24 protein-coding genes are annotated in these 22,308 nt (G+C 69.7%); 16 read left to right on the forward strand and 8 right to left on the reverse strand.

Going from position 1 to position 22,308, the window contains the following annotated elements:
• Position 1 precedes the first annotated feature (1 nt).
• Both rpsR and ACFYV1_RS17625 read left to right on the forward strand, forming a co-directional pair.
• Positions 2–253 (forward strand): 30S ribosomal protein S18, encoded by a 252-nt coding sequence (rpsR, locus tag ACFYV1_RS17620; protein WP_389396358.1) that lies wholly within the window; start codon positions 2–4, stop codon positions 251–253.
• Between the two features lie 245 nt (positions 254–498).
• Positions 499–741 (forward strand): DUF397 domain-containing protein, encoded by a 243-nt coding sequence (locus ACFYV1_RS17625; protein WP_389396359.1) that lies wholly within the window; start codon positions 499–501, stop codon positions 739–741.
• A 219-nt stretch (positions 742–960) separates the two neighbouring features.
• Here the strand turns inward: ACFYV1_RS17625 and ACFYV1_RS17630 are convergent, their stop codons facing one another.
• Positions 961–1,455, reverse strand: coding sequence for an ATP-binding protein (locus ACFYV1_RS17630; RefSeq protein ID WP_389396360.1), 495 nt, complete (start codon positions 1,453–1,455; stop codon positions 961–963).
• 331 nt (positions 1,456–1,786) lie between these two features.
• Between ACFYV1_RS17630 and ACFYV1_RS17635 the strand changes: the two genes are divergently transcribed.
• From ACFYV1_RS17635 to ACFYV1_RS17670, 8 genes are all read left to right on the forward strand, one after another.
• Positions 1,787–2,689 (forward strand): helix-turn-helix domain-containing protein, encoded by a 903-nt coding sequence (locus ACFYV1_RS17635; protein WP_389396361.1) that lies wholly within the window; start codon positions 1,787–1,789, stop codon positions 2,687–2,689.
• 59 nt (positions 2,690–2,748) lie between these two features.
• The gene (locus ACFYV1_RS17640) at positions 2,749–4,206 is read left to right on the forward strand and encodes an aldehyde dehydrogenase family protein (RefSeq protein WP_389396362.1); all 1,458 of its coding nucleotides are present in this window, start codon (positions 2,749–2,751) and stop codon (positions 4,204–4,206) included.
• Positions 4,207–4,320: 114 nt separating this feature from the next.
• Positions 4,321–4,872, forward strand: coding sequence for a DinB family protein (locus ACFYV1_RS17645; protein ID WP_389396363.1), 552 nt, complete (start codon positions 4,321–4,323; stop codon positions 4,870–4,872).
• A gap of 44 nt (positions 4,873–4,916) precedes the next feature.
• Positions 4,917–5,558 (forward strand): PadR family transcriptional regulator, encoded by a 642-nt coding sequence (locus tag ACFYV1_RS17650; protein WP_389396364.1) that lies wholly within the window; start codon positions 4,917–4,919, stop codon positions 5,556–5,558.
• An 88-nt stretch (positions 5,559–5,646) separates the two neighbouring features.
• A complete protein-coding gene (locus tag ACFYV1_RS17655) occupies positions 5,647–6,576 on the forward strand; it encodes an ATP-binding cassette domain-containing protein (protein ID WP_389396365.1) in 930 nt (309 codons plus the stop codon).
• Complete coding sequence (locus tag ACFYV1_RS17660; protein WP_389396366.1) at positions 6,573–7,352, forward strand: ABC transporter permease; 780 nt, start codon at positions 6,573–6,575, stop codon at positions 7,350–7,352. The genes ACFYV1_RS17655 and ACFYV1_RS17660 overlap by 4 nt, the downstream gene beginning before the upstream one ends.
• A 159-nt stretch (positions 7,353–7,511) precedes the next feature.
• Complete coding sequence (locus ACFYV1_RS17665; RefSeq protein ID WP_389396367.1) at positions 7,512–8,270, forward strand: MerR family transcriptional regulator; 759 nt, start codon at positions 7,512–7,514, stop codon at positions 8,268–8,270.
• Positions 8,271–8,463: 193 nt separating this feature from the next.
• The gene (locus ACFYV1_RS17670; RefSeq protein ID WP_389396368.1) at positions 8,464–9,177 is read left to right on the forward strand and encodes a DedA family protein; all 714 of its coding nucleotides are present in this window, start codon (positions 8,464–8,466) and stop codon (positions 9,175–9,177) included.
• Between the two features lie 13 nt (positions 9,178–9,190).
• Here ACFYV1_RS17670 and ACFYV1_RS17675 read toward each other — a convergent pair whose 3' ends face one another.
• Positions 9,191–10,864: a threonine/serine exporter ThrE family protein gene (locus ACFYV1_RS17675; protein ID WP_389396369.1), complete on the reverse strand. Its 1,674-nt coding sequence runs from the start codon at positions 10,862–10,864 to the stop codon at positions 9,191–9,193.
• Between the two features lie 138 nt (positions 10,865–11,002).
• Entirely contained in the window at positions 11,003–11,497 is a 495-nt protein-coding gene (locus tag ACFYV1_RS17680; RefSeq protein ID WP_005314187.1) for an inorganic diphosphatase, read from the reverse strand.
• 138 nt (positions 11,498–11,635) lie between these two features.
• On the opposite strand from ACFYV1_RS17680, the gene dacB reads away from it, so the two are divergent.
• The 6 genes from dacB (at position 11,636) to folE (ending at position 19,044) form a co-directional block, all read left to right on the forward strand.
• Complete coding sequence (dacB, locus tag ACFYV1_RS17685) at positions 11,636–12,994, forward strand: D-alanyl-D-alanine carboxypeptidase/D-alanyl-D-alanine-endopeptidase (protein WP_389396370.1); 1,359 nt, start codon at positions 11,636–11,638, stop codon at positions 12,992–12,994.
• Between the two features lie 108 nt (positions 12,995–13,102).
• The gene (locus tag ACFYV1_RS17690) at positions 13,103–14,257 is read left to right on the forward strand and encodes a zinc-dependent metalloprotease (protein ID WP_389396371.1); all 1,155 of its coding nucleotides are present in this window, start codon (positions 13,103–13,105) and stop codon (positions 14,255–14,257) included.
• 244 nt (positions 14,258–14,501) lie between these two features.
• Complete coding sequence (gene tilS, locus ACFYV1_RS17695; RefSeq protein WP_389396372.1) at positions 14,502–15,545, forward strand: tRNA lysidine(34) synthetase TilS; 1,044 nt, start codon at positions 14,502–14,504, stop codon at positions 15,543–15,545.
• 38 nt (positions 15,546–15,583) lie between these two features.
• The gene (hpt, locus tag ACFYV1_RS17700; protein WP_389396373.1) at positions 15,584–16,123 is read left to right on the forward strand and encodes a hypoxanthine phosphoribosyltransferase; all 540 of its coding nucleotides are present in this window, start codon (positions 15,584–15,586) and stop codon (positions 16,121–16,123) included.
• 162 nt (positions 16,124–16,285) lie between these two features.
• Positions 16,286–18,319, forward strand: coding sequence for an ATP-dependent zinc metalloprotease FtsH (ftsH, locus tag ACFYV1_RS17705; protein WP_389396374.1), 2,034 nt, complete (start codon positions 16,286–16,288; stop codon positions 18,317–18,319).
• A 119-nt stretch (positions 18,320–18,438) separates the two neighbouring features.
• Positions 18,439–19,044 carry a GTP cyclohydrolase I FolE gene (gene folE / locus ACFYV1_RS17710; protein ID WP_389396375.1) on the forward strand — a complete coding sequence of 202 codons (606 nt, stop codon included), beginning with the start codon at positions 18,439–18,441 and terminating at the stop codon, positions 19,042–19,044.
• A 234-nt stretch (positions 19,045–19,278) separates the two neighbouring features.
• On the opposite strand, the gene ACFYV1_RS17715 is transcribed toward folE, so the two are convergent.
• From ACFYV1_RS17715 to folP, 5 genes are all read right to left on the reverse strand, one after another.
• The gene (locus ACFYV1_RS17715; protein ID WP_389396376.1) at positions 19,279–19,767 is read right to left on the reverse strand and encodes a DUF3180 domain-containing protein; all 489 of its coding nucleotides are present in this window, start codon (positions 19,765–19,767) and stop codon (positions 19,279–19,281) included.
• 90 nt (positions 19,768–19,857) lie between these two features.
• Positions 19,858–20,457: a 2-amino-4-hydroxy-6-hydroxymethyldihydropteridine diphosphokinase gene (gene folK, locus ACFYV1_RS17720; protein WP_389396377.1), complete on the reverse strand. Its 600-nt coding sequence runs from the start codon at positions 20,455–20,457 to the stop codon at positions 19,858–19,860.
• Positions 20,454–20,813 carry a dihydroneopterin aldolase gene (gene folB / locus ACFYV1_RS17725; protein ID WP_389396378.1) on the reverse strand — a complete coding sequence of 120 codons (360 nt, stop codon included), beginning with the start codon at positions 20,811–20,813 and terminating at the stop codon, positions 20,454–20,456. The genes folK and folB overlap by 4 nt, the downstream gene beginning before the upstream one ends.
• Positions 20,814–21,004: 191 nt before the next feature.
• On the reverse strand, positions 21,005–21,451 hold the full coding sequence (locus tag ACFYV1_RS17730) for a nuclear transport factor 2 family protein (protein ID WP_389396379.1): 447 nt from the start codon (positions 21,449–21,451) through the stop codon (positions 21,005–21,007).
• Entirely contained in the window at positions 21,448–22,305 is an 858-nt protein-coding gene (gene folP / locus ACFYV1_RS17735; RefSeq protein ID WP_389396380.1) for a dihydropteroate synthase, read from the reverse strand. Before folP ends, ACFYV1_RS17730 begins: the two co-directional genes overlap by 4 nt.
• Positions 22,306–22,308: the final 3 nt, after the last annotated feature.

The following is a 22,308-nucleotide window of genomic DNA, read 5'->3' on the forward strand; positions in this document are numbered from 1 at the left end:
CATGTCACCCCGCCGCACCGACCCGCGCAAGCCGCTGAAGTCCCGCCCCAATCCGCTGGACCGGGCCGGTATCACCTATATCGACTACAAGGACACCGATCTGCTGCGGAAGTTCATCTCGGACCGCGGGAAGATCCGCAGCCGCCGGGTGACCAAGGTGACGGCGCAGCAGCAGCGTCAACTGGCCCGGGCAATCAAGAACGCCCGCGAGATGGCGCTGCTTCCGTACTCCTCCTCCGCCACGGGCCGCTGAACGGAGCGGGTTCCCGAACGACGTACCACCGGGCGGTACCCGATCCCATGATCACGGGGATGGCACCGATTGCCGGGGGCAGACGTCTATACGTCCGAGAGCGCAGCTGTAACCGCGGCAACACCCCGCGTGCACGTGCATCTGCTCATGCATAGGCCTCATGCATACGCCTCATGCATCTGCATATGAACACAGCTATGATCCCGGATAGTTGAGACCTGCACCTTGCACCCCGGGAGCGACTTGTGCACCACGTGTACAACGGCATGGCGGCCACGGAGCTTCACGGGGTCGTCTGGCAGAAGAGCAGGCACAGCAACTCACAGGGCTCGTGCGTGGAGTTCGCCAGGCTGCCCGACGGCGACGTGGCGATGCGCAACTCGCGGCACCCCGACGGGCCCGCGCTCGTCTACACACCGGCCGAGATAGAGGCGCTCCTTCTGGGCGTCAAGGACGGCGAGTTCGACCATCTGGTCGCGGGAGCCTGAGGCTCGTCCGCGTCACGCGGCACTGACGCCGGGCCGGAGGATCCTCCGGCCCGGCGTCTGCCGTTCACGGAAGCCCGGACCGGTGCGAAGAAGTGCCCCGAACGGAGAAGCCCTCGGACGGAGAAGCCCTCGGACGGAGAAGCCCTCGGACGGAGAAGCCCTCGGACGGAGAAGCCCTCGGACGGAGAAGCCCCCGGGCGGAGAAGCCCCAAGGTGGTCCTAGCCCACGCGGAACAGTGCCCAGACCACCTTGCCGCGCAGGGATCCGGCGAGCGGGTGCCAGCCCCATCCGTCACTGAAGGAGTCGACCAGGAACAGCCCGCGGCCGGACTCGGCGGAGAAGTCCTCCTCCGCCTCCCGGGACCTGGGGCCGTCGTGGCTCGGGTCGCGCACCGCGCACACCAGCCTGCCCGTCCACCGCATCAGGTGCAGCCGGACCGGCGACTCCTTGGCGGGCTCGCGTGGAGCGCTGTCTGCCGGCAGGGCGTGGCGCAGGGCGTTGGTCACGAGTTCGGAGACGACCAGCGCGACATCGTCGAACCGTTCGTCGAGCTCCCACTGGTCCAGGGTGTTCTTCGTGAACCGGCGGGCACCGCGGACCGCTTCGAAGCGGGCGGGAAGGGTGCACGAGGCCGAGCTGGAGACGGCGGCGGGATCGATCGGGGGAAGGCCCTGCCGTAACGGCTCGAGCATGGTGGATCCATTCGGTCCCATGCGAGGCACTCCCGGGAATCGCGGCTGTGACGCTACAACACGAACGAGCACGCAGGTGCGCGGCAACCATGGTTCCGAATGCGTAGGTCAGATGCAAGGGCAGATGCACGTGCACGCGCCGTTCCTGTCCGCCCCGTGCCGTTTCTTGCTCATATCTTCCTCAGATCTCTTCCGCCCTCTTCCCACCCGCTTCCCATTTGTGTAATCGAATGAGTACGGGCTGAAGCGTTTTGGTGGCAGAATCCGCCTCTTGGGTTCGGGGGGACCCGGCGGACAGCATCGGATCACGTGAACAGAGCGAAGCACAGCAGGGATGTGGAGGGCCGAGATCGTGACGGCAGGTGAGGCAGCGTGGTCGTGGGGGGACTCCCGCGCCGAGGGTCCGGGCGGAGGGTCGCTGGTGCGGCGCATCCTGTTGGGTTCACAGCTCAGAAGGCTGCGGGAATCGAGGGGCATCACCCGGGAGGCGGCCGGCTACTCGATCCGTGCGTCCGAATCCAAGATCAGCCGTATGGAGTTGGGTCGGGTGAGCTTCAAGGCGCGTGACGTCGAGGACCTTCTGACGCTGTACGGGGTCGCCGACGACAACGAGCGCGGTTCGCTCCTCGGGCTCGCGAAGGAGGCCAACGTCGCGGGCTGGTGGCACAGCTTCGGCGACGTGCTCCCCGGCTGGTTCCAGACGTACATCGGTCTCGAGGGCGCCGCCTCGCTGATCCGTATCTACGAAGTGCAGTTCGTGCACGGGCTCGTGCAGACCGAGTCGTACGCGCACGCCGTCGTCACCCGCGGCATGCCCGACGCCCCCCGGGCCGAGATCGACCGCCGGGTCGCGCTGCGGCTCGAGCGCCAGAAGACACTCGTCTCCGAACGCGCCCCTCATCTGCATGTCGTGCTGGACGAGGCGGCCCTGCGCCGTCCGTACGGCGACCGGGCGGTGATGCAGGCTCAGCTGCGTCATCTGATCGAGGTCTCCGAGCACCCGAACATCACCCTGCAGGTGATGCCGTTCAGTTTCGGCGGACACGCGGGTGAGAGCGGCGCGTTCACCATGCTGCGCTTCCCTGAGTCGGACCTCTCCGACATCGTCTATCTGGAGCAGCTGACCGGCGCGCTGTATCTGGACAAGCGCGAGGAGGTCGCCCAGTACGAGCGGGTGATGGAGCGGCTGACGGAGGACAGTCCGGATCCGGCCGAGACCCGTGACCTTCTTCGGGGACTGCTCCAACTCATTTGAAACGTAAGTACGATGACGCCACATCAGTCCGTGCTCATGCCTCTGGAGTAAGGGATCACATGTCCTTCTTCACCGACCTGGCCCAGCAGTACATAGACGGCGAGTGGAGGTCCGGCAGCGGCTCCTGGGACATCATCGACTTCAATCCCTACGACGGGGAGAAGCTCGCCTCCATCCCCGTGGCCACGGCCGGCGAGGTGGACCTGGCCTACCGGGCGGCGGAGCGTGCGCAGCAGGCCTGGGCGGACACCAACCCGTACGCCCGCCGGACGGTGTTCGAGCGTGCCCTGCGGATCGTCGAGGACCGTGAGAAGGAGATCACCGAGGCGATCATCGCGGAACTCGGCGGTACGCACCTCAAGGCGGCCTTCGAGCTTCACCTCGCCAAGGAGTTCCTGCGCGAGGCGGTGCACCTGTCGCTGCGCCCGGAGGGCCGCATCCTGCCCTCGCCGGTCGACGGCAAGGAGAACAGGGTCTACCGCGTGCCGGTCGGTGTCGTCGGCGTCATCAGCCCCTTCAACTTCCCCTTCCTGCTGTCGATCAAGTCGGTGGCGCCCGCGCTGGCTCTCGGCAACGCCGTGGTGCTCAAGCCGCACCAGAACACCCCGGTCTGCGGCGGTTCGCTGGTGGCCAAGGTGTTCGAGGAGGCGGGTCTGCCGGCCGGTCTGCTGAACGTCGTGATCACGGACATAGCCGAGATAGGCGACGCGCTCATAGCGCACCCGGTCCCGAAGGCGATCTCCTTCACCGGCTCCGACAAGGTCGGCCGCCACGTGGCCACGGTCTGCGCGGCGAACTTCAAGCAGGCCATCCTCGAACTCGGCGGCAACAGCGCACTGATCGTGCTCGACGACGCCGACATCGACTACGCGGTGGACGCCGCGGTCTTCAGCCGCTTCGTGCACCAGGGCCAGGTCTGCATGGCCGCCAACCGCATCCTGGTGGACCGGTCGGTCGAGAAGGAATTCACCGAGAAGTTCGTCGCGAAGGTGCGGACCCTCAAGGTCGGCGACCCCGCCGACCCGGCCACCCACATCGGCCCGCTCATCAACTCCTCGCAGGCGGACGCCGTCTCCTCGCTCGTGACGCAGACCGTGGAGGCGGGGGCGACGGCCCTCCTGCACGGCGGCACGGAGGGCAATCTGGTCTCCCCGTCGGTGCTGACCGGGCTCCGGGCCGACTCCCCGGTCCTGTCGCAGGAGATCTTCGGCCCGGTGGCGCTGATCGTCCCGTTCGACGGGGAGGAGGAGGCGGTCGCGATCGCCAACGACACTCCGTACGGCCTGAGCGGCGCGGTGCACACCGCCGACGTGGAGCGTGGTGTGCGGCTCGCGAAGCGGGTGAACACCGGCATGATCCACATCAATGACGGCACCGTCCACGACGAGCCGATCGTCCCCTTCGGCGGCGAGAAGCAGTCGGGTCTCGGCAGGCTGAACGGCGACTCGATGCTGGACGCGTTCACCACCCAGAAGTGGATCTCGGTGCAGCACGGGCGTTCGCGCTTCCCCTTCTGAGGAACCCACCCGGCCCCGGGCCCTTGCGGACAGGACCTGACCGCAAGGGCCCGTAGCTTTCGAGGTGTCGGCAGGAGGGGCGCAGGGCCCCCCTCGATCCGGAAGGCGGACCCCATGGTCACTCACGTTCCCTCGGAAGCACACGGCGACGAGCGCGGCGCCCTCCTCTCCTTCGTGGAGGCGCAGCGCGGCGCGATCCGGCGTTCTGTCCTCGGGCTGACCGAGGAGCAGGCCGCGAGCCGGCCGAGCGCCAGCGAGCTGTCCTTGTCCGGTCTGCTCAAGCACGTGGCCGAGATGGAGCTGAACTGGCTGCGCATGGCCCAGGAGAAGCCCAACGAGAGGCAGCGTTCGGCGGAGGACTACGGCGACAGCTTCCGCCTGGTCGGGGAGGAGACGGTCCCCGGGACGCTGGCCTTCTGGGACTCGGTCGTCCGGGAGACCGAGGACTTCATCCGCTCCGTGCCGAGCCTGGACGACACCTTCCCGCTGCCTCCGGCGCCCTGGTTCCCGAAGGACGGCCGGGTCTCGATGCGCTGGATGATGATGCACCTGGTCGAGGAGATCGCCCGGCACGCGGGCCACGCGGACATCATCCGCGAGTCCCTGGACGGCAAGGGCGCCTTCGACCTGGTCGCGCTGGAACAGGGAGGCGACTGGGGCGCGTGACGACCGCTGCGTACCCTGGTCAAAGTTGATCAGGAGGTACGGGGATGTCAGCGATTCGGCTGCTGGTCCTGGGCGCCGTGCGTCAGCACGGACGCGCGCACGGCTACCAGGTCCGTAACGACCTCGAGTACTGGGGTGCGCACGAGTGGTCCAACGCCAAACCCGGATCGATCTACCACGCGCTCAAGCAGATGGCGAAGCAGGGGTTGCTGCACGCCCACGAGACGGCTCCTTCCACCGCCGGCGGGCCGCCGCGCACCGAGTACGAGCTCACCGAGCAGGGCACAGAGGAGTTCTTCTCCCTGCTGCGCGAGTCGCTGACCGCCCACGACCAGAAGACGGACGTGCTCTCCGCGGCTGTCGGTTTCATCGTCGACCTGCCGAGGGGGGAGGCCGTGGCGCTGCTGAAGGAACGGGTGCGCGGCCTGGAGGAGTGGCGCTCGTCGGTCACCGAGTACTACACGCCGGAGGAGGGGCCCCAGTCCCTGGGGCACATCGGCGAGATCATGAACATGTGGGTCGCGTCGGCGGACTCGGGCGCCGAGTGGACTCGTGGGCTGATCCGCCGGATCGAGGAGGGCGCCTACTCCTTCGCGGGGGAGGGCGAACCGTTCGTCGCGGTGCGGCCCGACGGGGAGGCGAACCCCTATGCCACGGGCGAGCCGCATGAGGGCGATCTCCAGTAATCAAGTTTGACGAGTGCTCTCCGGGCGGCTATCTTTCTCCGAGTAGTCAAGTTTGACTATTGATGGTCGGAGACGTTGGAGGAGATGGATGACGGACGCGATCGTCGTCGAGGGAGTGCGGAAGAGGTACGGGGACAGGCACGCCCTGGCCGGACTGGACCTGACGGTCGCGCGCGGCACCGTGCACGGCGTGCTCGGGCCCAACGGTGCGGGCAAGACCACCGTCGTGCGCGTCATGGCCACCCTGCTGCGGCACGACGAGGGCCACGTGCGCGTCGCAGGACACGACGTGCGCACCCAGCCGGCCGAGGTCCGCAGGCGCATCGGACTCCTCGGCCAGCACGCCGCGGTCGACGAGGAGCTCGGCGGCCGGCAGAACCTGGAGATGTTCGGGCGGCTGTACCACCTGGGCGCACGCCGGGCGGGCACGCGAGCGGACGAACTGCTCGAACGGTTCGGGCTCGCGGACACCGGACGCAAGCCGGTCAAGCTCTACAGCGGCGGCATGCGCAGAAGGCTCGATCTCGCGGCCTCCCTGATCACCGACCCGGAGGTGCTGTTCCTCGACGAGCCGACGACGGGCCTCGACCCACGCGGCAGGGCCGAGGTGTGGAGCTCGGTGCGCTCCCTGGTCGGCGCCGGCACGACCGTGCTGCTCACCACGCAGTACCTCGAGGAGGCCGACCAGCTGGCCGACCGGATCTCGGTCGTCGACGCCGGCCGGGTGATCGCGGAGGGCACCGCGGACGATCTCAAGGCCAGGACCGGCGGTGACCGGATCGACGTGGTCCTCCGCGACACGGACCGGCTCGATCTCGTCGCCTCCCTGCTGCCGGGCGAGGCGAGTGTCGACGCCGACCGGAGGCTGGTCAGCGCGCCGGTGAGCGACCGGATGGCCGCACTCACCGAGACCGTACGGGCACTGGAGGCGGCCGGGATCGACGCCGAGGACCTGGCCGTGCGCCGGCCCACCCTCGACGAGGTCTTCCTCCACCTGACCAAGGAGAACGCGGCATGAGCGGCTACGTACTGACCGATTCCTGGACCATGACCAGGCGGGAACTCGCCCACTGGGCACGCCGGCCCGTCCAGGTCGTGGTCGGGCTCGTCTTCCCCGTGATGCTGCTGCTGATGTTCGGCTACCTCATCGGCGGCGGCCGGGGCGTGGAAGGGGCCTACGTCGACTTCCTGGTTCCGGGCATGCTGGCGCTGACCATGGCGTTCGGCCTGGAAGCGACGATGCTCGCGGTCACCCAGGACCTCAACAAGGGAGTCATCGACCGCTTCCGCTCCATGCCCATGGCGTCGTCGGCCGTGCTCGTCGGGCGCAGCTTCGCGGACATGCTGCAGTCGGCGCTCAGCCTCCTCGTCATGATCGGGGTCGGACACGCCATCGGCTGGCGATGGAACGGCGGCCTCGGGGCACTGGCCGGCGCCGTGGGGCTGCTGCTCCTGCTGCGCTTCGCGATGCTGTGGATCGGCATCCACCTCGCGATGGTGGCCGGAAAGCCGGAACTGGTGCAGGCGGTCCAGATCCTCGTGTGGCCGGTGGGCTTCCTGTCCAACGCCTTCGCCACCCCCGCCTCGATGCCGGGCTGGCTGGGCGCGGCCGTCGAGTGGAACCCGATCTCGGCGACCGCGACGACGGTCCGTGACCTGGCCGGGATTCCGGACGTGGCCGAGGGCTCGTGGCCGGCGGAGCACGCGCACCTGCTCGCGGTGGCCTGGCCGCTGCTGCTGGTGGCGGTCTTCTTCCCCCTGGCGGTCGGCCGCTTCCGCCGCCTGGGCCGCTGAGGCGCGGCGTCGAGCGGCACCGTACGCCGTGGCGGCGGCGTGCCTCCTTCGGCGCCCCCGCGGTGGAACGCTGACATCGCGGGCCTCCCGCGGGCTTGCACCTCACGCGACGTGAGGCAGCAGCCTTGGGCACGCAACGGAAACGAAGGAGCGAAGGCGATGAGCTACTCCGTGGGACAGGTCGCCGGTTTCGCCGGGGTGACGGTGCGAACCCTGCACCACTACGACGAGATCGGCCTGCTGCGGCCCAGCGGCCGGAGCGGCTCCGGCCACCGGCGGTACGACGACGCCGATCTCGACCGGCTGCAGCAGATCCTGTTCTACCGCGAGCTCGGCTTTCGCCTCGAAGAAGTGGCGGCACTCCTGGACGACCCGGACCTGGACCCGCGGGCCCACCTGCGGCGGCAGCACCAACTGCTCTCCGCCCGGATCACCAGGCTGCAGGAGATGGCCGCCGCCGTCGAGCGAGCCATGGAGGCGAAGAAGATGGGCATCAACCTCACGCCCGAGGAGAAGTTCGAGGTCTTCGGTGACTTCGACCCCGACGACTACGCGCAGGAGACCGAGCAGCGCTGGGGCGGCACCGACGCCTACAAGGAGTCCCAGCGCCGTACGGCCTCGTACACGAAGGAGGACTGGCTGCGGATCAACCGCGAGGCCGAGGAGATCACCCGCCGTTTCGTGGCGCTGATGGAGGCCGGCGCGGAGCCGGAGTCCGAGGCGGCCATGGACGCCGCGGAGGATCACCGCCTGTGGATCAGCCGCAACCACTACGACTGCACGTACGAGATCCACACCTGCCTCGCCGAGATGTACGTCACGGACGAGCGGTTCACCCGCAACATCGACCGGGCCGGGGCGGGTCTGGCGGCCTACCAGCGGGAGGCGATCCTCGCCAACGCCGTCCGCCGGCTCTGACCCGGGCGGACCGGCCGGGGGCCGCGGTGCCCCGGGCCGGCCCGCCGCCGCGCCCCGGGCCGGCCCCGGTCGGGTGGCCTGCCGTTCATCCGGCGTCCGCGGGCAGCCGGTGGAACCCGGCATCACTCGTATGCGTTGATAGCTTTGGGCAGCCGAACATTCCCATGACTATCACCACAGGAGCCCGGACCTCGTGAACACCCTTGCGCTCGGACCGAGCTGGCTCGACCCGGACTACCTCATCACCACGTTCGGTCTCATCGGTGTGCTGGTCATCGTCTTCGCCGAGTCCGGTCTGCTGATCGGATTCTTCCTGCCCGGCGACTCGCTGCTGTTCACCACGGGTCTGCTGGTGACCGCCGACAAGATCGACATGCCGCTGTGGCTGGTGTGCACCCTGATCGTGCTCGCCGCCGTCATCGGCGACCAGGTCGGCTATCTCTTCGGCCGCAAGGTCGGCCCGGCCCTCTTCAAGCGCCCCGACTCGAGGCTCTTCAAGCAGGAGAACGTGGAGAAGGCGCACGACTTCTTCGAGAAGTACGGCCCGAAGTCCCTGGTCCTCGCCCGCTTCGTGCCCATCGTGCGTACGTTCACGCCGATCATCGCCGGTGTGAGCCGGATGAACTACCGCTCGTTCGTCACGTACAACGTCATCGGCGGTGTCCTGTGGGGAGCCGGCGTCACTCTGCTCGGCGCCGCGCTCGGCAACATCGACTTCGTCCACAAGAACATCGAGGCGATCCTGATCCTGATCGTCCTGATCTCGGTCGTCCCGATCGTGGTCGAGTTCCTGCGGGCCCGCTCCAAGGGCAAGAAGGCCGCGGCCGCCGACTCCGTCGCCGCCTCCGCCCCCGACGACACGATCCCGCCGTCGTCCCCGCGCGGCGGCCGTCACGCCAAGCGCTGACGCTCCCGCCGGCTCAGAAGCCGCGCGTCCGCTTGGCCGCGCGGCGTCCGCCCGGGGTCTCCGCGCCCGGCGGGGCCCCGGTCACCCCCGGCACCCGCAGGAACAGCCGGGAGATCTCGCCGCCCAGGTTCACCCCGATCGCGATGGCCAGCGCCAGGGCGGCCGCCTTGCTCAGCGAGGCGAGACCGGCGTTGGTGTTGCCCCGGGCGATCTCCAGCAGACCGAAGTACGTGGCACTGCCGGGCAGCAGTGGGCCGATGGCGGCCGTCACGTACGGCAGCGCGGAAGCGAACCGGTACCGCGACAGCATCTGCCCGAACAGGCCCACCAGGCCCGCGGCGGCGGCTGTCGCGGCTACCGGCGAGACCCGGCCGACATCCGCCAGGGCGCCGTAGACGACCCACGCGACACCGCCGTTGAACGTCACCAGCGCGACCGTGCTCCGCTCCTGCTGGAGCATCACGGCGAAGCACAGCGACAGGCCCATCGCCGCCAGCGTCTGCGGCACCGGCCGCGCCACGCTGTGGATCGCCGTCTCCGGATTGAGCCCCGCGTCCAGCGCCAGGCCCAGATACAGCACCGACAGCACGCCGACCACGATGGCGACCACCAGATAGCCGACCTCCAGCAGTCGCGCGGCCGCCGTGATGTAGAAGCCGGTCAGCCCGTCCTGCACGCCGGCCACCAGCGCCCGCCCGGGAATCAGCGCGAACAGCCCACCGGTGATCACCGCGGACGCCCTCACCTCCAGCGGTGACAGGCTCAGCGCCACGCCCACCGCCGCCGACGGCATCGCCGCCGTGACGAACTGGTAGAACTCCGGCAGCCCGCGCCCGGCGCACAGCCAGGCCAGCCGGTCGCCGAGCATGGCACTGACCGCTGCGGCGAGGAACACCACCAGATCACCGCCCACCAGCACCGACGCCGATCCGGCAAGCAGCCCGCCGGCCAGTGTGAGCGCCCACCCCGGATAGGGGTGCCGGTTACGCCGGATCTCGGCGAGGCGCCGGTACGCCTCCTCCAGCGTGACGTCCGACTCCTCGACACTGATGTCGTGGACCAGTCGGTAGACAGCGGCGAGCCGCGTGTAGTCGGTGCCACGCCGCCGCACGGTCCGGTTCGCCGTCACCGGGTCGTCGACCAGGGACGGCTGATAGGTGATCGACAGCAGGGTGAAGGTGACGGTCGGCTCGCAGCGGTCCAGCCCGTAGGAACGGCAGATGGCGAACATCGCCGCCTCCACGTCCTCCGCGCCCTCGCCGCCCGCCAGCAGCAACTCCCCGATACGCAGGGTCAGGTCGAGCACACGCGGAACCGCGGGACCGGCCTCGTCGTGCCGGTGCCCGGTCTCCGGCACCGGGCGCTCGCCCACCGGCATCCGCAGCATCGCCCGCATCCGGTCCTGCCAGGGCGCGCCCTTGGTGAGCCGGACGACGGGGATGCCGTGCGCCGGAGTGAACGCCGGCGGTGAGTTCCTGAAGCTGTAGACGCTCGGCGGGGCGAACGCGGAGCCCTCGGGCTCCGCGGGCGGTTCGGGCGCGAGTCCGGTCGGTACGGCGAACTCGGAGCTGGGGTGGTCCTCTTCCGGTGCTTCCGGCTGGTCCACCCCGGCAGGCGGGATGAACGCGCTGCGCGCCTCGTCGGACTGAGGCTTCCGGTCTTCCGGACCCTCGGGCTCCGCCACCACTCGTCGTCCTCGCTCCCTCTCGTAACCGTCCCTCGACCGGCGCTTCTGCCCAGTATGGGCACGGACATGGGGGGATACGCGACGCGGGCGGGACACCCAAGGTGTCCCGCCCGCGTCGGAGTGCTCAGCTGTGCGGCGTCAGTGCGCGCCGCCCTGCGCCTCGAGACGCTTGAAAGAGGCCTCGATCTCGGCCTCGGCCTCGGCGCGGCCGACCCAGTCGGCGCCCTCGACGGACTTGCCGGGCTCCAGGTCCTTGTAGACCTCGAAGAAGTGCTGGATCTCGAGGCGGTCGAACTCGGACACGTGGTGGATGTCCCGCAGGTGCTCCACACGCGGGTCGGACGCCGGCACGCACAGCAGCTTGTCGTCGCCGCCGGCCTCGTCCGTCATACGGAACATGCCGATGGCGCGGCACTTGATGAGGCAGCCCGGGAAGGTCGGCTCGTCAAGGATGACCAGCGCGTCCAGCGGGTCGCCGTCCTCGCCGAGGGTGTTCTCGACGAAGCCGTAGTCGGCCGGGTAGCTGGTCGAGGTGAAGAGTCGACGGTCAAGGCGGATCCGACCGGTCTCGTGGTCCACCTCGTACTTGTTCCGCGAACCCTTCGGGATCTCGATGGTGACGTCGAACTCCACGGGTGGCTCCTCCATGATCAACACATAGCAAGACGCTCTACTGGTGATTAAGTGTCCCTCACGCACATGTGTGATCGCGAAAGGGGCTGGTGCGAGGTGCCGAAGGTCAGGACGTGGCAGCTTGCAGCAGGTGCTGCCGTGGTCGGCCTCACCCTCGCCGCCGGGGCGGTGACCGCGGCGGGGCCCTGGGACTCGGGTCAGCGTACGGCCGAGAGGGCGCGCGCGGCGGCCGTCGGCCCCACGGGTGGCGCACATCACGAACCGCCGGCACCGAAGCGTCCCGCGCCCGCTCCCAGCGCCGCTCCGGTCCTCGCGGCCCTGGGCGGTCCGCGCACAGTGTCGGCCGGGGAAGGCAGCACCCCCGGTGACCTGCGGAAGATCCTCGATCCGCTGCTCGCCGACCCCGCCCTCGGCACGGCGCCCGCGGCCTGCGTCGTCGACCTCGCCACCGGCGAGCGGCTGTACGGGCGGCGCGCGGAGGCCTCCATGGTCCCGGCGTCCACCGTGAAGATCGCCACGGCAGCCGCGGCACTCACCGCGCTCGGACCCGACCACCGCATCCCCACCACGGTCGTCGCGGCTCCCGGCACCAAGGAGATCACGCTGGTGGGCGGCGGCGACGCCACCCTCGACAGGACCCGCCTCGGCGAACTCGCGGACCGGACGGCACGCGCCCTGCGGGACCGGAGGCAGACCGCCGCGCTCCGGCTCGAGTACGACGGCTCGCTCTACCAGGGCCCCGCCCTCCACCCCATCGGCCCCAACGCCAACATCGCCCCGGTCAGCGCCCTCATGGTCGGACAGGGCAGGCTCGACGACCGCACGACCGGAGCAGCCGCCCGCGGCGCCGACCCGGCCCGTGAAGCCGCCCGCGTCTTCGGCCGGATGCTCGCCGAACGAGGAGTCCGTACCGGCACTCCCGCCCCCGGCCGCGCGGCGGCCGAGGCCGTACCCCTCGCTCAGGTCCTGTCCAGGCCCCTGTCGCTGGTCGTCGAGCGGATGCTCACCACCAGCGACAACGACATCGCCGAATCGCTCGCCCGGCAGACCGCCGTCGCGACCGGTGAGAAGGCCTCCTTCGCCGGCGCGGAACGGGCCGTCACCAAGCAGCTCGCACGGCTCCAGCTGCCGCTCGCCGGAACCCGCTTCGCGGACGGCAGCGGGCTCAACCGCCGCGACAAGGTGTCCGCCGCGCTGCTCACCACCCTGCTGGCCCGCGCGGGGGACCCCGCCCATCCCGAACTGCGGCCGATCCTCACCGGACTACCCGTCGCCGGCTTCAGCGGCACGCTCGAGGACCGCTACTCCGACGCCTCCGCGGCAGGCGGCCTCGTCCGGGCCAAGACGGGCACCCTCAGAGGCGTCGACAGCCTCGCCGGCACGGTCGTCGCCCCGGGCGGCCGACTCCTCGGCTTCGCCTTCCTGGCCGCGGACACCCGTTCCGCGTACGAGGCCCGGCCCGCCCTCGACCGCCTCGCGGCCGCCCTGGCGTCCTGACCGGAACAGGCCTCGAAAGGACCTTGAAGGACCTTGACGGGACGGGGGAGCGAATCGGCGGGCGACGACACCTCTCCGCAGCCGGAGTCGAGAACGTACGGTTGACGCATGACGAGCATCGGTGGTGCCGAGATGGTCGACTGGAACCTCGCCGCGGCGACCGCGACCCGCTTCGTGCGGCCCGGTCCCGACGTGACCCGTGACGAGGCGCGTGCCGTCGTCGCCGAGTTGCGCCGGCATGCCAAGGCCTCGGAGGAGCACGTCCGGGAGTTCACCCGGATGATCCCGGAAGGCGCTCGGCCACGGGACACCCCGGTCCTCGTCGTGGACCGGGCCGGCTGGGTCAAGGCGAACGTCGCGGGCTTCCGCGAGCTGCTGCGGCCGCTGCTGGACAAGATGCAGGAGCGGCGCTCCGGCACCCCCGGCGGCGCCGTGCTCGGTGCTGTCGGCGGCAAGGTGACCGGTGTCGAACTGGGGATGCTGCTGTCCTTCCTGGCCTCGCGGGTCCTCGGCCAGTACGAGACCTTCGCGCCGGGCACCCGGGATCTGCCCGCCGGTGACCCCGTCGACGGCAACGGGAACGGCGGCGGACGACTGCTGCTGGTCGCGCCCAACATCGTCCACGTCGAACGCGAACTGGAAGTGGACCCGCACGACTTCCGGCTCTGGGTCTGCCTCCACGAGGAGACCCACCGCACCCAGTTCACCGGCGTGCCATGGCTGCGCGACCATCTGGAGGGTGAGATCCAGTCATTCCTCGGCGAGACCGAGATGGATCCCATGACCGTCCTCGAGCGGCTTCGCGAGGCGGCCCAGTCGCTGGCCGGGGCGCGCCCGGAGGGCGAACAGGACGAGGGCGGCCACTCCATCGTCGAAATCGTGCAGACCCCGGCCCAGCGCGAGATCCTCGGCCGGCTGACCGCCGTGATGTCCCTGCTGGAGGGCCACGCCGACTTCGTGATGGACGGCGTCGGCCCCGCGGTGGTGCCCTCGGTCTCGGAGATCAGGGAGAAGTTCCAGCAGCGCAGGGCACGCGGCGCGAGCAGGCTGGATCTGGCGCTGCGCAAACTGCTCGGCCTCGACGCCAAGCTGAGGCAGTACCGCGACGGCGAACGCTTCGTGCGGGCCGTGGTCGAGGAGGTGGGCATGGAGGGCTTCAACCGGGTCTGGACCTCGCCGAACACGCTCCCCACCAAGTCGGAGATCGCCAAACCGGCGGACTGGGTCGCGCGGGTGCACCGCAAGGGAGAGGGCGCACCGTAGGGGCGAGTTGCGAATCGCGGGCGGGCGGCGGCAGGCGGGCGCCTCTCCAATCACCCGTCCGAGGGACCGTGGGCTGTGGATAGGCGTGCAATGCTCGGGTATTGACTCGGTTCTGTCACCATCGACGCACTCTGAGTGACCATTCTCCGAGTGGCGATCTTCGTCCTCCGGCCGTTCCTGATCGTCACGACTCGACCGACCGAGACACCCCTCCCTCCCGAACCGTTCATGAAGGGCACCGGACATGGGTCCCCATCCTGCGGTCGCGGCGATACGCCTGGCGGTCCGCCGCGTACTCCACGACGTACTCACCGACCAGACGGAATCAGCCGCACGCTTCGCGCACTCCGCCCCGGGCCCGTCGCCCGCGGGTGAAGCCCCGCTCGTCCTCGTGGCATGTTCCGGCGGCGCCGACTCCATGGCGCTCGCCTCGGCCCTCGCCTTCGAGGCCCGCAAACTCTCCGTGCGCGCCGGCGGCATCACCGTCGACCACGGCCTCCAGGAAGGCTCCGCAGGCCGGGCCGCCGAGGTCGCCGCCCGCCTCACCGCACTCGGGCTCGACCCCGTGGAGGCCGTCGCCGTCAGGGTCGGCCGCGAAGGCGGACCGGAGGCCGCGGCCCGCGACGCCCGCTACGGCGCCCTCGACGCGGCCGCGGAGCGTCACGGCGCCGCCGCCGTCCTCCTCGGCCACACCCGCGACGACCAGGCCGAGACCGTGCTGCTCGGCCTCGCCCGCGGCTCCGGCATCCGCTCCCTGTCCGGGATGGCCGCCGTGTCGGGCACCGAGGGCCGCTATCGCCGCCCCTTCCTCCAGATCGACCGGCAGACCGCCCGCAAGGCCTGCATGGTCCAGTCGCTGCCCGTCTGGGACGACCCGCACAACGCCGACCCGGCGTACACACGTTCCCGCCTGCGCCACGAGGGACTGCCCGCCCTCGAGAAGGCGCTCGGCAAGGGAGTCGTCGAGGCCCTCGCCCGTACCGCCCAGCTCTCCCGCGACGACGCCGACGCCCTCGACAGCTGGGCCGCCGACGCGGACGCCTCCGTACGGGACGACAGCGGCATGCTGGACTGCGCCAAGCTCCATGTCCTGCCCCCCGCCGTACGGCGCCGGGTGCTGCGCCGGGCCGCCATCGAGGCCGGTGCGCCCGCCGGCTCGCTCTTCGCGCGGCACGTCGAGGAAGTCGACCGGCTCATCACCGGATGGCGTGGTCAGCAGGCCATCAACCTGCCCGGCCGGGTCCAGGCGCGACGCCAGGGTGGCAGACTGGTCATTCGGCAAGGCTGAACCGCCGAGAGAAAGCGACGCGGGTGAACGAGAAGGACATGGGCACCGACCTTCAGTCGGTGCTCATCACCAAGGAAGAGATCGACGCGAAGCTCGTCGAGCTGGCCGCGAAGATCGACGCAGAGTACGCGGGCAAGGACCTGCTCATCGTCGGAGTCCTCAAGGGCGCGGTGATGGTGATGGCGGACCTGGCGCGCGCGCTGTCCTCCCCCGTCACGATGGACTGGATGGCCGTGTCCTCGTACGGCGCGGGCACGCAGTCGTCCGGCGTGGTGCGCATCCTCAAGGACCTGGACACCGACATCAAGGGCAAGCACGTCCTGATCGTCGAGGACATCATCGACTCGGGCCTGACGCTGTCCTGGCTGCTGTCGAACCTGGGCTCCCGCGAACCGGCCTCGCTCGAGGTCTGCACGCTGCTTCGCAAGCCGGACGCGGCCAAGGTCGCGATCGACGTGAAGTGGATCGGCTTCGACATTCCGAACGAGTTCGTCGTCGGTTACGGACTGGATTACGCGGAGAAGTACCGGAACCTCCCGTTCGTGGGCACGCTCGCGCCCCACGTGTACGGAGGCTGAAGCTCAGGCCCGCCGGGGAACCAAGCCCGCCTTTTCGCCGTTGGAGCAGGGGAAGGCGGTTCCCGGCGGCCATGCTGAGGTACCGTCCGAAGAACAGTTGTCTTTTCTCACAGCAGCATTTACCTACGGGCAGGAGGGACGGGGCGACACCGCCCCGTATGGATGGACGTGAAGCGATACTTCCGTGGGCCGGTCATGTGGATCGTGCTGGCCGTCCTCGCCGTGGTCGTGCTGATGCAGGTCGTCGGCTCGTCCGGCGGCTACAAGACGGTGGACACCGGCAAGGTCGTCCAGGCGATCGACAAGAACCAGGTCAAGCAGGCAAAACTGACCACTGGTGACGAGCAGATCATCAAGATCGAGCTCAAGGAGGACCAGAAGGTCGACAACAGCAGCAAGGTCCAGGCCAGCTACATCGGCACCCAGGGTGCCGATCTGGCCGACAAGCTGCAGGAGAAGTTCCAGGCCGGTGAGATCGAGAAGGGCTACACGGTCTCGCCGTCGAAGCAGAGCCCGTTCGTCTCGGTCCTGCTCTCCCTGCTGCCCTTCGTGCTGATCGTCGTGGTCTTCCTGTTCCTGATGAATCAGATGCAGGGCGGCGGCTCCCGAGTCATGAACTTCGGGAAGTCCAAGGCCAAGCTGATCACCAAGGACACCCCCAAGACGACCTTCTCCGACGTGGCGGGGTCCGACGAGGCGGTCGAGGAGCTCCACGAGATCAAGGAGTTCCTGCAGGAGCCGGCCAAGTTCCAGGCCGTAGGCGCCAAGATCCCCAAGGGTGTGCTGCTCTACGGCCCGCCCGGTACGGGCAAGACGCTCCTCGCGCGTGCCGTCGCCGGTGAGGCGGGCGTCCCGTTCTACTCGATCTCCGGTTCCGACTTCGTCGAGATGTTCGTCGGTGTCGGTGCCTCCCGGGTCCGTGACCTGTTCGAGCAGGCCAAGGCCAACGCCCCGGCGATCGTCTTCGTCGACGAGATCGACGCCGTCGGCCGGCACCGTGGCGCGGGCCTCGGCGGTGGCCACGACGAGCGTGAGCAGACGCTGAACCAGCTGCTCGTCGAGATGGACGGCTTCGACGTGAAGGGCGGCGTCATCCTGATCGCCGCCACCAACCGGCCCGACATCCTCGACCCGGCACTGCTGCGCCCTGGCCGCTTCGACCGGCAGATCGCGGTCGACCGCCCGGACATGCAGGGCCGTCTGGAGATCCTCAAGGTTCACCAGAAGGGCAAGCCGGTGGCCCCGGACGTCGATCTGGGCGCCGTCGCCCGGCGCACGCCCGGCTTCACCGGTGCCGACCTGTCGAACGTGCTGAACGAAGCAGCGCTGCTCACCGCGCGCAGCGACAAGAAGCTGATCGACAACCACTCGCTGGACGAGGCGATCGACCGTGTGGTGGCGGGCCCGCAGAAGCGGACCCGGATCATGTCGGACAAGGAGAAGAAGATCACCGCGTACCACGAGGGCGGTCACGCCCTGGTCGCGGCGGCTTCACCCAACTCCGACCCGGTGCACAAGATCACGATCCTTTCCCGCGGCCGTGCCCTCGGTTACACGATGGTGCTGCCGGAGGAGGACAAGTACTCGACCACGCGCAACGAGATGCTCGACCAGCTCGCGTACATGCTGGGCGGGCGCGCGGCCGAGGAGCTCGTCTTCCACGACCCGACCACGGGTGCCGCGAACGACATCGAGAAGGCCACCGCCACGGCCCGGGCGATGGTCACGCAGTACGGCATGACCGAGCGGCTGGGCGCGATCAAGTTCGGCGGTGACAACACCGAGCCGTTCCTCGGTCGCGAGATGTCCCACCCGCGCGACTACTCGGAAGAGGTCGCGGCGCTGGTCGACGAAGAGGTCAAGAAGCTCATCGAGACCGCGCACAACGAGGCCTGGGAGATCCTCGTCGAGAACCGCGACGTCCTCGACAACCTGGTCCTCCAGCTGCTGGAGAGGGAGACCCTCGGCAAGGAGGAGATCGCGGAGATCTTCGCCCCGATCGTGAAGCGCCCGGCCCGTCCGGCGTGGACCGGTTCCTCTCGCCGCACGCCGTCCACGCGTCCGCCGGTGCTCTCGCCCAAGGAGCTGGCCCTGACCAACGGCGCCGCGAACGGTGCCGCGTCGTCGGCGGCCACGGTGACCGATGTCACCAAGGCCCCCGCCGAGCCGGTTCCCGAGGAGCGTCCGGAGGCCTGACCAGGCGGTTTACCGCCTGGGGCGGCCCGCCCCGGAATGACCGCCGCGCCTCCCAGGTTCTAGCCTGGGAGGCGCGGCGTTTTCGCGCCACATCGGAGCAGAGGATCGAGGCAGCACAGATGACCGACCCGGTGACGCTGGACGGCGAGGGTTCCATCGCCGAGTTCGATGAGAAGCGGGCTGAGAACGCCGTCCGTGAGCTGCTCATCGCGGTCGGCGAGGACCCGGACCGCGAAGGGCTGCGCGAGACGCCTGCGCGGGTGGCTCGGGCGTACAAGGAGATTTTCGCCGGGCTGTGGCAGCAGCCCGAGGATGTCCTGACGACGACGTTCGACCTCGGCCACGACGAGATGGTGCTGGTCAAGGACATCGAGGTGTACAGCACCTGTGAGCATCATCTGGTCCCCTTCAGGGGCGTCGCTCATGTCGGCTACATCCCTTCGACGAGCGGCAAGATCACCGGCCTGTCGAAGCTGGCCCGCCTGGTGGACGTCTACGCCCGCCGGCCGCAGGTCCAGGAGCGGATGACCACGCAGATCGCCGACTCCCTGATGGAGATTCTCGAGCCGCGGGGCGTCATCGTGGTCGTGGAGTGCGAGCACATGTGCATGTCGATGCGGGGTATTCGCAAGCCCGGCGCGAAGACAATCACTTCGGCGGTCCGCGGTCAGCTGCGTGACTCGGCGACGCGCAACGAGGCGATGAGCCTCATCATGGCCCGCTGATCCCACCTGCTGCACAGAGGGCACTTCTTGTGGCAACTCCCGCGATTTACTGGGGAGTTGCTGCAAGTATCGGTCGTATGGACCGGCTGTCGACGATCCTTTCGACCACGGAGGTCGAGGGCGGCACGCTGCTCTGACGGATCGAGGTCCGGCCGATGCCGAGGTCCTCTGCTGACCGGAGCCGGACCAGCCGCCGCCCACGGACATAGGCCGACGCGCGTGGCCCAGCAGGCGTCAGAGCGCCCGGGCCGCGCCGCCGCCGTTGGTGTCGTCGTCCTCGGGGAGCTTGCAGACCCGCTCGAGGAAGACGGCCGCCGCGATGACCGCGACGCCGGCCAGCACCGCGAAGCCCGCGTAGATCGCCTGGTCACGGCGAGCGGGGATGTCGAGGGAGCCGAGCAGGAACACGCCCGTGCCGCCGTACATGCCGCTGACCAGCGCCACCACCAGGGCGCTCGCCTGGCCGAAGACGACCGCACGGGCCGCCATCAGCGGCTCGACGCCCTTCGCGCCCGGACGCCGTTCGCGCTGGGCGCGCAGCCGGGCGCGGATCGAGAGCGCGGTCGCCGCGAGAACGGCCGCGATGGCCGCCAGCACGATCGGCGCGGCCAGCGGCACGCTCGGCAGCGTACCCAGTGAGTCCCACAGGCGGGCGCCGCCCCAGGACAGCACTCCTGCCGCGGCGAAGAGACCGGCCAGCACACCGAGCCGTAGTTGCTTCACCGAGAAAGCCGCCCTTCACCTGTCACTCTCGACCTCACTCCCGCTGTGGGAGATCGGCCCGCGCGAGATCGTCCCGTACGAGCCTAACGACTACTCGGGCAGGCGCAGTTCCAGGTCGTCCCTCGGCTGGACGCCGCCGACGCCCACACCGGCGAGCAGTTCGGCCACCGCGCCGCGGCCCGGCAGCTGTGCCTCCGGCTCGACGTCGTGCCACGGGGCGAGCACGAAGGCCCGCTGATGGGCGCGGGGGTGCGGCAGCGTGAGGGTGGGGTCGTCCGAAACGACGTCCGCGTAGGCCACGATGTCGACGTCGATGGTGCGCGGGCCCCAGCGCTCGTCGCGGACGCGGTCGAAGGCCTCCTCGATGGCCTGACCGCGCTCGAGGAGGGACGACGGCGGGAGTGTCGTCCTGATCACGACCACCGCGTTGAAGTACGAGGGCTGGCTGCCGGGGTCGACGCCCCACGGCTCGGTCTCGTACACCGGTGAGACGGCTTTCACGCGCAGGCCCGGCGTGTCCTCGAGGGCGTCGATGGCGCCCTGCAGGGTCTCCAGGCGGTTGCCGAGGTTGGAGCCGAGGGAGAGGACGGCGTCCTTGGGGTTGGACAGGGTGACGTCGGCGGCATCGACCTGCTCCGTGACGGAGGACGGCACCGGCTGCACGGTCGGGTCGCTTGCTGCCTGGTTCATACTCGGCTCCGGGTGATCGTGACGGTGACATCGTCGAAGGGCACCGTGATCGGGGCGTCCGGCTTGTGCACCACCACCTGGACCTCCTCCACGACGTCGTGCTTGAGGCATACCTGGGCGATCCGCTCCGCCAGCGTCTCGATCAGATCGACCGGGTCGCCCTCCACGACGGCGACGACCTCCTCCGCCACCACGCCGTAGTGGACGGTCTTCACCAGGTCGTCGTCGGCCGCCGCGGGGCGGGTGTCCAGACCGAGTACCAGGTCGACGATGAAGGTCTGGCCCTCGTCCCGCTCCTTGGGGAAGACGCCGTGGTGCCCACGGGCCTTGAGGCCGCGCAGCGCGACACGATCCACGCGAATCACTCCTGCTTCTGTAGGTCTGCGGGCACGCGGCCACGTGCGGATGGCTCGGTGCCCGCGTTCGAATCTACCTGCGGGCACCGACACAACCTGCCCACGGGGGCCGTGGACGGCTCACATGAGGCTGGTAGCCGCGTATACCCGCGGAAGGGTGCCACCGAACCCCTCATCGGGTTCGTACCCACTTACGAGGGGCTGTTCTCGTCCTCTTCACCGTCTGTTTCCGTCAGTACGGGCGAGCCGTGGTGCGACCAGATCTTCCAGCCCTCCGGTGTGCGACGGAACACATTGGTGGCGACGACGAGCTGTCCGACCAGCGGCCCGAGTTCGCCGCCGTCCTCTGCGGGGCCGCCGCTGAGGATGTTCTCCGTGCAGGTCACCAGCGCCGTGTCACCGGCCACGTCCACCTTCACGTCGGTGAGGAAGAACTGGATGTACTCGGTGTTGGCCATGATCAGCGCGTACGAGCGGAGCACCTCGCCGCGTCCCGTGAGGACCGGCCAGCCGGGGTGGATGCAGGAGACGCCGTCGTTCAGCCAGAGGTCGGACAGCTGGTCGAAGTCGCCCCGCTCCATCGTCTCGTAGAAGGCGGTGTTCGCCTGCTCCACGAGCTCGGTGTCGGTCAGGCTCACCGGGCGCCCGCTACGGCCCGCGCGACCCGTACGGCGTCGGCCGTGGCACGTACCTCGTGGACACGGACCGCCCAGGCGCCCTCATGGGCCGCGATGGCAGAGACGGCGGCGGTGGCGGCGTCCCTCTCACGGGCCGGCGGAGGGGCCCCTTCCTCGGCCAGTACACGGCCGAGGAAGCGCTTCCGGGAAGCGGCCACGAGTACGGGCCGGCCGAGCGCCCGCAGGTCCGCGAGGTGTGCGACGAGGGCGAGGTCGTGCTCGGCCTCCTTGGCGAAGCCGAGACCGGGGTCGATGACGATGCGCTCGGGCGGGATCCCGCCCTCGACGACGGCCTCCATACGGGCGCGCAGCTCCGCGACCACGTCGGCGACCACGTCGCCGTACACCGCACGGCTGTTCATGTCCTCGCTGAAGCCCCGCCAGTGCATGACGACGAACGGGGCCCCCGTCGCGGCCACGACCGGGACCATCCCGGGGTCGGCCAGGCCGCCGCTGACGTCGTTGACGAGCACCGCGCCCGCCGCGACCGCCTGCTCCGCCACGCAGGCGCGCATGGTGTCCACCGAGACGGTGACGCCTTCGGAGGCGAGGCCCCGCACGACGGGGACGACCCGGCGGAGCTCCTCGTCCTCGTCGACCCGGCTGGCGCCGGGCCGGGTGGACTCGCCGCCGACGTCGATGAGGTCGGCGCCCTGGTCGACCAGGCCGAGGCCGCGCTTGATCGCGGCCGTGGTGTCGAACCAGCGCCCCCCGTCGGAGAAGGAGTCCGGTGTCACATTGACGACTCCCATGACCGCACAGCGATCCCACTCCGGCAGGCCGTCGGCCGTGCCCCGTCCGCGCAACGTACTCATGGA

It is taken from the genome of Streptomyces sp. NPDC003023 (genome assembly GCF_042888225.1).
Lineage (GTDB): Bacteria > Actinomycetota > Actinomycetes > Streptomycetales > Streptomycetaceae > Streptomyces.

Excerpts from the sequence above, each read along its gene's own strand:
- ACFYV1_RS17660 (WP_389396366.1), top strand. The coding sequence starts at position 6,573 with ATGAGCGGCTACGTACTGACCGATTCCTGGACCATGACCAGGCGGGAA.
- ACFYV1_RS17630 (WP_389396360.1), bottom strand. The coding sequence starts at position 1,455 with ATGGGACCGAATGGATCCACCATGCTCGAGCCGTTACGGCAGGGCCTT.
- ACFYV1_RS17690 (WP_389396371.1), top strand. The coding sequence starts at position 13,103 with ATGACGAGCATCGGTGGTGCCGAGATGGTCGACTGGAACCTCGCCGCG.
- rpsR (WP_389396358.1), top strand. The coding sequence starts at position 2 with ATGTCACCCCGCCGCACCGACCCGCGCAAGCCGCTGAAGTCCCGCCCC.
- ftsH (WP_389396374.1), top strand. The coding sequence starts at position 16,286 with ATGGACGTGAAGCGATACTTCCGTGGGCCGGTCATGTGGATCGTGCTG.
- folK (WP_389396377.1), bottom strand. The coding sequence starts at position 20,457 with ATGAACCAGGCAGCAAGCGACCCGACCGTGCAGCCGGTGCCGTCCTCC.
- tilS (WP_389396372.1), top strand. The coding sequence starts at position 14,502 with ATGGGTCCCCATCCTGCGGTCGCGGCGATACGCCTGGCGGTCCGCCGC.
- hpt (WP_389396373.1), top strand. The coding sequence starts at position 15,584 with ATGGGCACCGACCTTCAGTCGGTGCTCATCACCAAGGAAGAGATCGAC.
- ACFYV1_RS17640 (WP_389396362.1), top strand. The coding sequence starts at position 2,749 with ATGTCCTTCTTCACCGACCTGGCCCAGCAGTACATAGACGGCGAGTGG.
- folE (WP_389396375.1), top strand. The coding sequence starts at position 18,439 with ATGACCGACCCGGTGACGCTGGACGGCGAGGGTTCCATCGCCGAGTTC.
- folP (WP_389396380.1), bottom strand. The coding sequence starts at position 22,305 with ATGAGTACGTTGCGCGGACGGGGCACGGCCGACGGCCTGCCGGAGTGG.
- ACFYV1_RS17650 (WP_389396364.1), top strand. The coding sequence starts at position 4,917 with ATGTCAGCGATTCGGCTGCTGGTCCTGGGCGCCGTGCGTCAGCACGGA.
- ACFYV1_RS17665 (WP_389396367.1), top strand. The coding sequence starts at position 7,512 with ATGAGCTACTCCGTGGGACAGGTCGCCGGTTTCGCCGGGGTGACGGTG.
- ACFYV1_RS17645 (WP_389396363.1), top strand. The coding sequence starts at position 4,321 with ATGGTCACTCACGTTCCCTCGGAAGCACACGGCGACGAGCGCGGCGCC.
- ACFYV1_RS17655 (WP_389396365.1), top strand. The coding sequence starts at position 5,647 with ATGACGGACGCGATCGTCGTCGAGGGAGTGCGGAAGAGGTACGGGGAC.